This window comes from Kitasatospora sp. NPDC032757, from assembly GCF_055579305.1.
Genome location: NZ_JBVINN010000068.1, coordinates 1 through 11,234, shown reverse-complemented (window position 1 = coordinate 11,234; position 11,234 = coordinate 1). Strand labels below are relative to the sequence as shown.

The following is an 11,234-nucleotide window of genomic DNA, read 5'->3' as shown; positions in this document are numbered from 1 at the left end:
GCGGGGCCACGCGCCCGGACGGCCGGGCCGGCGCGGTGGTGCGCCCCCGGCCGGGAGCAGCCCGGCCCGGCGGGGACGCGGCCCGGGCAGGACCGGGTACGGGCACGGCGCAGCCGCCTTCGGGGGGTGCGGGGGGATGCGGCGGTCAGCCGCGGGTGCTGCTGGGGGCGGTCGGGGCGTCGCCGGTGGTGCGGACCGAGTCGAGGATGTGCTGCACCTGCTGCACGGTCTGCCCGGACGGGCGGTTGAGACAGGCGGTGAGCTCGACCACGGCCGCCGCGTTCGCAACGGCGACGATCCGGTGGCCCACCACTTCACGCGTACCACCGCGCAGGCCGCATGACTTGTCGACGTCGGTCTCGACCATCGCGCGGCCACCCGAGAGCTTCTCGGCCGTGTCCTGGTCGCCGACCAGTGTGATCGTGACGAGCGCACCGCCGCCGGCCAGTCGGCCGACCGGCCCGCAGGAACTCTGTTGGGGCCCGCAGGACGGTTTGGGGTCCAGCGGCTCGCTCGCCACGTACCCGGTGGAGGCGCGCGGTTCGGCCGCCGGGACGGCCGTGCTCGACCAGCCGGCCGGCAGGTCGACGGTCACCCCGCCGAGATCCGGGAACCGCAGCGGCCAGGCGCTGACCTCAGGGGCCGGGGACTTGCTCGTCGCGGCACCGGGCACGGAAGTCGGCACGGCACTGGGTACCGGGCTCGGGGCGTCCGTGGCGAGGGTCGGTGCGGGCACCGCCGGGGCTCCCGGCAGCGGCGGCGCGGTGGTCGCGGGCCGCAGGACGGTGGCCGACGGGCCGGGTGCGAGGGCAGGGGCGGCGGCCAGGGCGGCGGCGACCAGACCGGTGGTCAGCCCGGCCGCCAGCGCGGCGGTCCGCCGCCGTCGGAGGGTCCGGGCGGCGCGCTCGCGGACCCGGTCCATCCGGTCGTCGGGGGCCGGGAGGTCCGGGGCGGCCCGCTGCAACAGGACGCGCAGCTCGCGCTCCACCTCGGTGTCGACGGGCTCGTCGTGGCCCTGGCCGTACGCGTCACCGTAGCGGCCGGTGTCAGACCCGGTCACGGCGTCCTCCGTCCAGCAGCAGCTCCCGGGCGGGCAGGGTGCCGCGCAGGGCCAACAGCGCGCGGTGCGTCTGGCTCTTCACCGTGCCCGTGGTGCAGCCCAGGGCCTCGGCCGTCTCCTCGACGCTGAGGTCCTCGAAGTAGCGCAGGACCACCACGGCCCGTTGCCGCGGTGGCAGCGCCCTGACGGCGGCGGCGACCACCTGGCCGACCACCACGTCCTCGAACGGGTCGGTGTCCGTCGGCGGTTCCGGCAGCTCGCCGTGCGGCAGCTCCCCCTGCCAGCGGCGGCGCCACCAGGAGACGTGCGAGTTCACCAGCACGCGCCGGACGTACGCCTCCGGCCGCTCGATGGAGATCTTGTCCCACTTCGGCCACACCTTGGCGAGCGCCGTCTGCAGGAGGTCCTCCGCCAGGTGCGGATCGCCGGTCAGCAGCCACGCCATGCGCAGCAGACGCGGGCTGCGGGCGGCGACGAACTCCTCGAAGTCCGGTATCGCTTCCCTCATCGTCCCGCCCCCGCCATGGTGTGCCCGTCGGTGTTCCCGTCGTCCCTGCCGCGTCCGCCGGACGTTCCGGCCGTGCCGGCCGCGTCCTCGGTGTCGTCCGTGTTCGTCTCACGGCAGCTGAACGCGGTGGGAGCCCGCCTCGGTTGCCTGGTGGTGGCGGTTTTCTCGGGACATTCTCCGGGACGTGGCCGGTGCCCTGCCCGGGGATCCTGCGCGGGCTGCGGGCTGCGGGCTGCGGGCTGCGGGCTGCGCGCCGGGGGCCGGGGGCTGTGCCCGGGAACGGTGGACGGCCCGCGAGCCGGCCGGAACTCGGCCGGGCGGCGGGCGGGCCGTGGCACCACGATGCGCCCGGGGGCCCCGCCCTCCAAGGGCGCGCGGCAGGGCGCCCGAGCGCACCGGACCGGCGCGCCGGGCGTACAACCGACAACCCACGGCCCGGAGCGCTCGGCCGGATCGGAGGGCTCAGACGGCCCGGACGCCGCCGCGGCCCGGGGCCCGCGGCGTGCGCACCGCGGGCCTACTCGTGCTCAGAGCGTCCCGGAGCCGTGCGTCACGGCGGTCAGACCGCGGGCCGCCGGGTCGGTGGTGGTGATGGCCGGGGCGGCCCTCCAGCCGGGGTGGCCCGGCATGGGCGGGGTGCGCTTGCCGTACAGCCAGTCGGTCAGGAAGGCGGTGACGTCCTGGCCGGAGACCGCCGAGGCGGTGCGGATGTAGTCCGCGGTGGTGGCCGTGCCGTGCCGGTGCCGGCGGAGGAAGGCCCGTTCGATCCGGTCGAAGGCGTCCGCCCCGACCCGCTCGCGCAGCGCGAAGAGCACCAGCGCGCCGCCGGTGTAGCGCTGGCTGTCGAAGAGGCCGGCCGCTGTCGGCGCGGCCACCGGTCCGGAGTCGTGCCGCCACTGGTCGCCCTGGGCGTACACGTCGCGCATCCGGTCGGTGAGGGTGGTGAAGCCGGCCGAGTCGGGCCAGCCGCGCTCGTAGCGGTACATCAGGCCGTAGAGGTCGGCGTGCCCCTCGTTGAGCCAGAGGTCCGCCCAGGTGCCCGGCGAGACGCTGTCCCCGAACCACGAGTGCACCAGCTCGTGCATCATGTGCGAGCCGATCTGCGGCTCGGGCTGGAGCAGGAAGTCCGGCTTGTAGAGCGTCAGGGTCTGCGTCTCCAGCCCGGTGAACCCGAAGGCGGCCGGGTCGTCGGTGCCGGCGGGCATCAGCCCGTACGTCTCGAACGGGAACGGGCCGAGGTGCTGCTCGGCCCACTCCAGCTGACCGGGGGTGAGCGCGAGCGCCGGCTCCAGCGCGGCGGCGCCGGCCGCCGGGACGACGTCGCGCAGCGGGAGCCCGCCGGGGCCGGTCCGCTCGCGCACGGTGTAGTCGCCGACCGAGACCTGCACGAGCTCCGTGGCCATCGGCTCGCGCGACTCGTACCGCCGGGTGGTCAGCCCGTGCGCCGGGTGGCCGGTGTCGGCGAGACGGCCGTTGACCACACCGAGCAGGCCGTCCGGCGCGGTGACGTCGATGGTGAAGCGGGCCTTGTCGCTCGGGTGGTCGTTGCACGGGAACACGGTGTGCGCGCCGTCGGGCTGGCCGGCCACCGCGAAGCCGTCGGGCGTGGGCACCCAGCCGGTGTGCGGCAGCTTCGCCCGCGGGTCGGCCGTGTACGCGACCTCCACCCGCAGCACGGCGCCGCGCCGCACCGCCGGGGCCGGGACGACCGTCAGCTTCTCGCCGTGCGGGCGGAACTCCGCAGGCTGCCCGTTGACCCGGACGGTGTGGACGGCCAGACCGAGTGCGTCGAGCTCCAGGCTCGGCAGCGCGGTGAGCGCGCGGGCCGTCAGCACGGCGGTGGCGTCCACGGTCCGGCTGTCCGGGCGGTAGCGGAAGGCGAGGTCGTAGGCGAGCGCGTCGTAGCCCGCGGTGCCGAGGGAGGGGAAGACCGGATCGCCGACACCTCCGGCATCGGCGGCGCCGGCCGTGGCGGACGCCGTGGCGGCGGGCACGGCGGTACCGACGAGCAGCGCGGCGAGCGCGGCTGCGGCGGCGAGGCCGGAACGGGGCCTGAACAGGGTGATCACCGCTTTCGTGTCGTCCTTCGCGGGCTCGTGTCGTCGGCCGGCGGCGGGCCTCGGGAGGGAATGCCAGTACCGCTCTGCGATCATGCGCGTACGGATCGTAGCGGAGGGGCAGGGCGGTTCGGGTGGCCCGTTGTGACACGCGGCATCCCCCGGACGGACGACTGTGGTGGCCGAGCGGCTGCGGACTGTCATAGCGTTCGAAGTGCCCCGCCCCCTGACGGACGGGGCCACGGCCGTCGGAGAACCTGGCCAGGTCCGGCGGCCGTCCTTCGTGCCCGCGCCCTGCCCGGTGCCCGGAAACCCGGGCAGGGTCGCGTCCGGCAGCACTCCACCGCGTAGGCTGGTCAGCCGCAAGCACCCCGGCGCCCGCCGCTGCGCCGGTGGCCCGGACCGGCAGGAGTCGCAGCCTTGACCAGCCCCGCCCCGCACGTCCTGGTGGTCGGCGAGTGCGTCGCCGACATCGTCCGCACCGAGGGCGCCCCCGACCGGGTCCACCCCGGCGGCAGCCCCGCCAACGTCGCCTACGGGCTGGCCCGGCTCGGCCGGCCGACCACCTTGCTCACCCAGCTCGGCGCCGACCCCAACGGCCGCCTGATCCGGGCGCACCTGGAATCGGCCGGGGTCACCGTGCTGGCCGACCCGGCCGAGGGCGGCCGGACGCCGTCCGCCGTGGTCCGCCTCGACGGGCAGGGCCGGGCGCAGTACGCCTTCGACATCGGCTGGACGCTGCCCGCCGGCGCCGCGCGCCGACTCCCTCACCAGCCGGGCCATCTGCACCTGGGGTCGATCGCCGCCGTCACCGAGCCCGGCGCCACGGCCGTTCTCGGTCTGGCCGAGCGGTGGCGCGGCCGGGCAGGCGTCAGCTACGACCCCAACGTGCGGCCCGCGCTGATGGGCGGGCACGGGCAGGCCGTCCGCCGGGTCGAGCGCTGCGTCGGGCTCAGCGACCTGGTCAAGGCCAGCGACGAGGACCTCGCCTGGCTCTACCCCGGGCAGGCCCCTGAGGACGTCGCCCGCCACTGGCTCGCCCTCGGCCCCGCCACCGTGGCGGTCACCCGCGGCGCCGACGGCGCGTTCGCGCTCACCGCCGACGGCCGGCGCGCCGAGGCACCCGCGCTCCCGGTCACGGTGGCCGACACCGTTGGTGCCGGCGACTCCTTCACGGCCGCCCTCCTCCACGCCCGCCACACCGGAGCCGGCCTGGCCGAGGCGCTCACCTGGGCCGTGACCGCCGCCGCCCTGACCGTCGCACGCCCCGGCGCCGCCCCGCCCGACGCGGCCGAGCTGCGCGCGGCTCTCGGCTCCGCAGCCCTGCCCGTCCCCGGGCGGGTCAGCTGACCCGTGTGACGGTCATTCGGCCAGGCCGCGCCCGGTGGCCAGTGCCGTGACGTCCTTCCCGTACCAGACCTGGGCGTACGGGCCGCTGCTGTAGGCCGGTATCTCGCGGTAGCCGTGGCGGGCGTAGAGCGCGCGGGCCTCGACCAGGTCGAGCCGGGTGTCGAGGACGATCCGCTCCGCACCGAGCGAGCGGGCCGCCTCGTCCACGGCGGCCAGCAGACGGCCGCCGCCACCGGTGCCTCGCAGGGCGTGCCGGACGAACACCCTGGTCAGCTCGACGGTGTCGGCGTCGCGGATGCGCAGCCCCGCACAAGAGTGCGCCTCGCCGCCGTAACGGCCGAGCAGGAACAGCCCGGTGGGCTCGGCCAGGTCGTCACTGGGCGTGTCGGCCAGGCCGGACTCGATCTCCTCGTCCGTGCAGTCGCGCCGCAGGTGAAGCCGGTAGTACCGGTTGGCGACATCGCTGTAGTACTCGCGCAGCAACGCCTTTGCCTCCGCGGAGCCCACGTCGGCCCGGGAGACGGCCCAGAGGTCAGAAGTACGCGGCGTGCTGATCGTCATGCGCACATTATCGACGCCCTGCCACCTCGGCCGCGAGGCGTTTTCCGAGGCCGGGCCGGTGGTGCCCCGGTACCGTGCGGACGGTGAACCAACTCCCGCGCCCGGTCCTCCTGCTGGATGTCGACGGCCCGCTCAACCCGTACCACGCACGCCCGGAGGTCCGTCCGGCAGGCTACCGCCCGCACCGGGCCGAGCCGGTGTGGTCCTGCGGGGCGGCGGTGGAGGTGTGGCTGGACGAGGCGCACGGGGAGCGCCTGCGCGCTCTGCCGTTCGACCTGGTCTGGGCGACCACCTGGCAGGACTGCGCCAACCGTTGGATCGGGCCCGTGCTCGGCCTCCCCCCGCTGCCGTTCGTCGCGCTGCCCGGCCCGGCGGTCTGGCGGCCGGACGACACCAGCCCGAAGACCTGGCCGATCGTCAGCTGGGCCGCCGGCCGCCCGTTCGCGTGGGTGGACGACGACATCGGGGAGACGGACCGGGCGTACGTGGCCGCGCGGCACCCGGGGCCGGCGCTGCTGCACCGGGTGCATCCGGGGCGCGGGCTGGTGGAAGCCGACTTCGAGGTGCTCGCGACGTGGGCCCGGGGGCTGGGGAGGTAGGGCCGGGCGGGTGATGGGGGGATTGGCGAGCGGGTGTGTCGGGGGAGCAGTGCTCCATGGACACACCATCCGATCATCGTATTAATGGGGGCCTGAGGGAAAGTTACCGGACCGGCCGCCGGGCCGGGGCCGGTCTCCTGGCGGCGGTCTGCCTGGCCGCCGTGGTCGCCGGCTGCGCCGCTCCGGGCGGACAGGGCGGGCCGTCCTCGGGGGCCGGCGTGCGCGCCGCGCCGGCCGGGGAGGACGGGCAGCAGGGCAAGGAACAGGGCAAGGGGCAGGGCAAGGGGCAGGCCAAGGAGCAGGGCGGGCAGGCCGAGGCCGGTCCGGCGGCCGACCGTGGCGTGCCCAAGCCGCCGGCCGTGCCGCTGGCGCTGCCGGGGCTGGCCCGTGCCGAGGAGGAGAGCAGCAGCGAGGCGGTGGCCCGCCGGGAGGCGGCGGTCCGCACCCAGCTGGAGACCGCGCACCGGTGGGGACTGGAGCAGTTGCCGCCGCGGGCGCCCCGGCGGCCGGCGGTCAAGCCGGAGCTGAAGCCCGTGCAGGGGGTCAAGCTCCAGGACGGGCTGCCCCCGGTGGTGTACCGGGTCCCGACAGACGAGAAGATCGTCTTCCTGACCGTCGACGACGGGGCCGAGAAAGACCCGGACTTCTCCCGGATGGCGGACGAGCTCGGGGTACCGCTCAGCACCTTCGTCGCCGACTACCTGGCCCGCTCGGACTACGGCTACTTCCGCCGGCTCGCCGCCCAGGGCGACGCGGTCAACAACCACACCATCAACCACCGCAACCTGAAGGTGCTCGACTACGCCACGCAGCGCGACGAGATCTGCCGCCAGCAGGACCAGCTGGAGGAGCAGATCGGCACCCGCCCCCGGCTGTTCCGGCCCCCGTACGGCGAGTACAACGACGACACCCTGCGGGCCGCCGCCTCCTGCGGAATCGAGGCGGTGCCGCTCTGGAACGAGGAGGCCTTCCCGGACCACGTCGAGTACCGGTACGACGACCAGCGGCTGCACCCCGGCGACATCATCCTCACCCACTTCCGGGGCACCGACCTGTGGAATGGCACCATGCCCGACCTGCTCCGCAAGGTCGTGAACGAGGTCACCGCGCAGGGCTTCACGCTGGCCCGCCTGGACGACTACCTGTAGCGGCCGGGCGACCGTCGGCCGACGGTGAGGGCGCTGTCAGTCGACGGTGAGGGCGTCGAGGTAGACCCAGGCGCCCTCGTGGCGGACGAAGCGGCTGTGCTCGGTCAGGGCACCCTCCTCCCGGCCCTCGGTGTAGTGGGCGCGGAAGGCGACCGTTCCCTCGGTGTGGAACGGGCCGCCGTCCGTGGTCGAGAGCACCTCCAGGCGGACCCAGCGCAGCGCCGGGTCGAAGTCGACCGTGGCGGGCCGCGTGTCGGGGTGCCAGCTGCGGAGCAGGTAGGCCTCGTCGTGGGCGGCGAAGGCGCTGAAGCGCGAGCGCATCAGCGCCTCGGCGGTGGGCGCGGCGGCCTGGCCGCGGTGGTAGCGGCCGCAGCAGTCGCCGTAGGCGGCGGGCAGGCCGCACGGGCAGGGCGAGGAGGGCAGCAGCCGGGCTGCGGGGGCGGCGGCGCGGGGCGCGGGGCGGCGTCGGGACATGGCGTCCATTCTGGCCCCTCGTGGGGGTGCGATGGTCCGGACCGGGCCGGGCTGCGGCGCGGGCGCCGGACAATGCGGAGGTCGACGGGCAGGGCCGCGCACGGGGCACGTCGGTGCACGACCGCCCCTGGTCCGTTTGCTGCGAAGACTGGCCGCCGGGCGGCGAGCCGGAGCTGGCCACCTTCGCCAAGGTGGCGATCGGGCAGTTCGTCTCGATGATCGGCACCGGCCTGTCCACCTTCGCCCTCGGCGTCTGGGTGTACCAACAGACGGGCTCCGCCTTCGATTTCGCGATGATCTCGGTGGTCGCGGTGCGGCCGGCCGTCCTGCTGCTGCCGCTCGCGGGTGCGCTCGCGGACCGGGTGGACCGCCGGAAGATCATGATCGTCACGGACACCGTGGCCGCGGCCGGCATGCTCGTGCTCGGCGAGCTGCTCTGGGCCGGGCTGCTGGAGGTCTGGCACATCTACCTGGTGGCCTGCACCGGCGCGGTCTGCTCGGCCTTCCAACGCCCGGCCTACCCCCGCGCTCACCGCCTGCGGGCTCTTCGTCCTCTGGGCGGCACTGATGATCCTCAACTCGCACTGGATGGAGCTCCATCCAGACCAAGGTCGGGATGGAGCTCCAGGGCCGCGTACTGGCCACCAACCAGATGCTGGCGATGTCGATGATGTCGCTCGGCTTCCTCGCCGCCTGCCCGCTCTCCGACCACGTCTTCGAACCGCTGATGCGGCCCGGCGGCGCGCTCGCCGACTCGGTCGGCCTGGTGCTCGGCACCGGGCCGGGTCGTGGCGCCGGACTGCTGCTCGTCCTGGTCGGCGCGGTGCTGGCGGTCTGGGGCCTGCTCGGCCTCGCCTACCGGCCGCTGCGGCTGTTCGAGGACCTGCTGCCGGACGCGCTGCCGGACGCCGAGATCGGCGACAAGGACGCCATCCAGGCGGCGGCCGACCGGCAGCTGTCGCTCGCCCGGGCCGCCCGGCCGGGTGGCACCGGCCGCGCCGCCGTCCCGCGCCCGGCCCGGGACGGCACCGCCCCCGAACCGGTCGAGGACGAGCCCGCCGCGCGGGTGCCCGCCGGCACCGGGCCGCGGTAGGCCGCGCCCCCGGTGGGCCGTGCCCCCGGTAGGCGGCGCCCCCGTCTCTTCCCGTGCAGCGGAAGGGGCGGGGACGCTCCCGTCGGGGCGGCTACTGCGCGCGCTTGAAGGAGTAGTTGAAGTCGGTCGTGCCGAAGGTGCGCATCAGCTGGATCCAGAACGGCATCAGCATCTCCATGCCCCGCGCGGACGAGATCCCGCCGAGGTCCAGGACCGACCCGGCCGGCCAGCCGAACTCGCCCAGCAGCGCCACCACTTCGGCCTTCGCGCCGGCGTCGTCCCCGGCCACGAACAGGTTGTGCTCGCCCGGCACCCGGCCCGGGTCGACCATCACCGGCGCGGACAGCGTGTTCAGCGCCTTCACCACCCGGGCGTCCGGGAACTCCCGCTGGATCTGCTCGCCCACGCTGTCGGTGTTCACCGGGTCCAGCGTGGCTGCGCCCTCGGCGGAGAAGACCAGCGGGTTGGAGATGTCGACCAGCACCTTCCCGGCCAGCCGCTCGGCGCCCGCCGCCCGCAGGGCCGCCAGCGAGACCGTTCCCGCGGTGGCGTTCAGCACCACCTCACCGAACGCGGCCGCGTCGGCGAAGGTGCCGTGGTGCCCGTTCGGGCCCGCCTTCACGGCCCAGGCGACCGCCTTCTCGTTGTCCTTGGTCCGCGAGCCCAGCATGACCTCGTGGCCGAGCGCCACCAGCTTGTCCGCGAGCGTCTGCCCGACCGTGCCCGTGCCGATGATTCCGAATCGCACCGCTTCTCCGCCCTTCCCGTCGCCCGCCCGGTGGCGCGCGCCGCGACGACCATAGATCAACCTGCCCCGCCCGGAGGATGGAACGCGGCGAACGGCCTACCGCCGACTGGACCACCTCCGTTGGTGGCCCCGCGCCTGACGCCGAACCATGGGCGCCATGAACCGGACCAACAGACGGTCCACCAGGGCCGCCGCGGTACTCGCAGGCGTCACCCTGCTGGCCCCCGCGGCCGCCGCCCGCGCGGACGTCACCACCGTCTCCGTCACCACCGAACGGACCGGTCGCCCTCCCCGCCGACGTCTTCGGCACCCCCCGCGCACCCCCGGCTGCTCGTCCGGGTCGGCAAGGACGGCCGGATCTTCCTGCTCGACCGCGACGACCTCGGCGGCATGGGCCAGGGCCCCGGCGGCACCGACAAGGCCGTCGGCATCACCGGCCCCCACGGCGGCGTCTGGGGCCACCCCGCCGTCTGGGGCGGCGACGGCGGCTACGTCTACACCGTCGAGAACTACGGCAAGCTCCGCACCCTCAAGTACTCCGTCTCCGCCTCCGGCACCCCGCAGCTGACCAGCGCCGGCACCAGCGCCGAGGACTTCCTCAAGATGTCCGGCTCACCCGTCGTCACCTCCGACGGCACCCGCACCGGCTCCGCCCTGGTCTGGGTGATCTGGTCCGGCACCGGCCAGTACGGCGAGGGCGGCGAACTGCGCGCCTACGACCCGGTCCCGGTGGGCGGCACGCTCAAGCTGCGCCGGTCCTTCCCGCTCGGCACGGTCGGCAAGTTCTCCGTGCCGGCCGCCGACAAGGGCCGGATCTACGTCGGCACCAAGGACCACCGCGTGGTCGCCCTCGGCCGCCCCTCGGCGTTCGCCTGACCTCATGCCCCGGGGTGGGTGCCGACCATCGTGAGCACGGCCAGCCCCAGGGTCGCGCCCGGCGTCAGCGCGGCCCACACCCGCGCGGGCGACGCGAAGTAGGCCACCGGCCACTGCACCACGACCAGCACCAGGACGGCCTGCAACAGGTGGTCGGCGAAGGCCAGTTGGGCGTAGGTGGTGGGGCAGGAGCCGGGCCCGTCGCACGGGTCGGTGGCCATCTCCGCGAGCCCGCGCAGGCCGCGCGCGATCGGCAGGCAGAGCCCCGTCGCCAGGGTGGAGATCATCGGCGCGCGCCACCAGTTCTCGTGGCGCCGGAAGGCGGTCTTGGTCATGCACCGATCCTCGCCGCCCGGCGCCGCGGAGATCAGCGGACGGATACTCAGTTCCGGGGGCGCGAAGTACTCAGACGGGTGAGTGCGGCTCCGTCGGGCAGTGCCTCGTGGACGCCGCGCAGCAGGGTCTCCTCGCCGGGCAGGTAGGCGAAGGTGAGGAAGGAGCGGACGGCGGCCAGGTTGAGGCCGGTGCCGAGGGCGGGCCAGTGCCGCAGGTGCGCAGCGAGGTGGACGCGGCCCAGCAGCCGTCGGCGCGGGCGTAGAAGATCGTGCGGGCGCCGGCGTGGTCGCGGATCAGGACGAGGTCGGCGCCGTCCACCACGGCCAGGACTAACTGATCGTTTCAGAATGACTTTCGAAGGCGTCGGAGGCAGATGATGCTGCAGGCGAGGTCGAGTAGTCCCTGGTGGAGATCGGCGCGTCGC

At 75.0% G+C, this 11,234-nt stretch carries 13 protein-coding genes; 6 read left to right on the top strand and 7 right to left on the bottom strand.

What is annotated here, in order from left to right; translation table 11 throughout:
• Nucleotides 1-145: 145 nt before the first annotated feature.
• The 3 genes from ACZ5WK_RS38725 to ACZ5WK_RS38715 form a co-directional block, all read right to left on the bottom strand.
• Entirely contained in the window at nucleotides 146-1,060 is a 915-nt protein-coding gene (locus tag ACZ5WK_RS38725; RefSeq protein ID WP_465555025.1) for a hypothetical protein, read from the bottom strand.
• Complete coding sequence (locus ACZ5WK_RS38720; RefSeq protein WP_465555023.1) at nucleotides 1,047-1,568, bottom strand: SigE family RNA polymerase sigma factor; 522 nt, start codon at nucleotides 1,566-1,568, stop codon at nucleotides 1,047-1,049. The genes ACZ5WK_RS38725 and ACZ5WK_RS38720 overlap by 14 nt, the downstream gene beginning before the upstream one ends.
• A gap of 527 nt (nucleotides 1,569-2,095) precedes the next feature.
• A complete protein-coding gene (locus ACZ5WK_RS38715) occupies nucleotides 2,096-3,721 on the bottom strand; it encodes a M1 family metallopeptidase (protein WP_465555021.1) in 1,626 nt (541 codons plus the stop codon).
• 324 nt (nucleotides 3,722-4,045) lie between these two features.
• Here ACZ5WK_RS38715 and ACZ5WK_RS38710 point away from each other — a divergent pair, with 324 nt between their 5' ends.
• A complete protein-coding gene (locus tag ACZ5WK_RS38710; protein WP_465555019.1) occupies nucleotides 4,046-4,975 on the top strand; it encodes a carbohydrate kinase family protein in 930 nt (309 codons plus the stop codon).
• A gap of 12 nt (nucleotides 4,976-4,987) precedes the next feature.
• On the opposite strand, the gene ACZ5WK_RS38705 is transcribed toward ACZ5WK_RS38710, so the two are convergent.
• Nucleotides 4,988-5,536 carry a GNAT family N-acetyltransferase gene (locus ACZ5WK_RS38705; RefSeq protein WP_465555017.1) on the bottom strand — a complete coding sequence of 183 codons (549 nt, stop codon included), beginning with the start codon at nucleotides 5,534-5,536 and terminating at the stop codon, nucleotides 4,988-4,990.
• 83 nt (nucleotides 5,537-5,619) lie between these two features.
• Between ACZ5WK_RS38705 and ACZ5WK_RS38700 the strand changes: the two genes are divergently transcribed.
• Both ACZ5WK_RS38700 and ACZ5WK_RS38695 read left to right on the top strand, forming a co-directional pair.
• On the top strand, nucleotides 5,620-6,135 hold the full coding sequence (locus ACZ5WK_RS38700) for a hypothetical protein (protein ID WP_465555015.1): 516 nt from the start codon (nucleotides 5,620-5,622) through the stop codon (nucleotides 6,133-6,135).
• A 56-nt stretch (nucleotides 6,136-6,191) separates the two neighbouring features.
• On the top strand, nucleotides 6,192-7,283 hold the full coding sequence (locus ACZ5WK_RS38695) for a polysaccharide deacetylase family protein (protein ID WP_465555013.1): 1,092 nt from the start codon (nucleotides 6,192-6,194) through the stop codon (nucleotides 7,281-7,283).
• 36 nt (nucleotides 7,284-7,319) lie between these two features.
• On the opposite strand, the gene ACZ5WK_RS38690 is transcribed toward ACZ5WK_RS38695, so the two are convergent.
• A complete protein-coding gene (locus tag ACZ5WK_RS38690; RefSeq protein WP_331742603.1) occupies nucleotides 7,320-7,757 on the bottom strand; it encodes a YchJ family protein in 438 nt (145 codons plus the stop codon).
• Nucleotides 7,758-7,870: 113 nt separating this feature from the next.
• Here ACZ5WK_RS38690 and ACZ5WK_RS38685 point away from each other — a divergent pair, with 113 nt between their 5' ends.
• Together ACZ5WK_RS38685 and ACZ5WK_RS38680 are read left to right on the top strand one after the other, a co-directional pair.
• Nucleotides 7,871-8,428, top strand: coding sequence for an MFS transporter (locus tag ACZ5WK_RS38685; protein WP_465555010.1), 558 nt, complete (start codon nucleotides 7,871-7,873; stop codon nucleotides 8,426-8,428).
• Entirely contained in the window at nucleotides 8,374-8,850 is a 477-nt protein-coding gene (locus tag ACZ5WK_RS38680; protein WP_465555008.1) for a hypothetical protein, read from the top strand. The genes ACZ5WK_RS38685 and ACZ5WK_RS38680 overlap by 55 nt, the downstream gene beginning before the upstream one ends.
• Nucleotides 8,851-8,941: 91 nt before the next feature.
• On the opposite strand, the gene ACZ5WK_RS38675 is transcribed toward ACZ5WK_RS38680, so the two are convergent.
• The gene (locus ACZ5WK_RS38675) at nucleotides 8,942-9,598 is read right to left on the bottom strand and encodes an NADPH-dependent F420 reductase (protein ID WP_465555006.1); all 657 of its coding nucleotides are present in this window, start codon (nucleotides 9,596-9,598) and stop codon (nucleotides 8,942-8,944) included.
• A gap of 390 nt (nucleotides 9,599-9,988) precedes the next feature.
• Between ACZ5WK_RS38675 and ACZ5WK_RS38670 the strand changes: the two genes are divergently transcribed.
• Nucleotides 9,989-10,474 (top strand): hypothetical protein, encoded by a 486-nt coding sequence (locus ACZ5WK_RS38670; RefSeq protein WP_465555004.1) that lies wholly within the window; start codon nucleotides 9,989-9,991, stop codon nucleotides 10,472-10,474.
• Between the two features lie 2 nt (nucleotides 10,475-10,476).
• Here the strand turns inward: ACZ5WK_RS38670 and ACZ5WK_RS38665 are convergent, their stop codons facing one another.
• Nucleotides 10,477-10,809: a hypothetical protein gene (locus tag ACZ5WK_RS38665; RefSeq protein WP_465555001.1), complete on the bottom strand. Its 333-nt coding sequence runs from the start codon at nucleotides 10,807-10,809 to the stop codon at nucleotides 10,477-10,479.
• Nucleotides 10,810-11,234 lie beyond the last annotated feature (425 nt).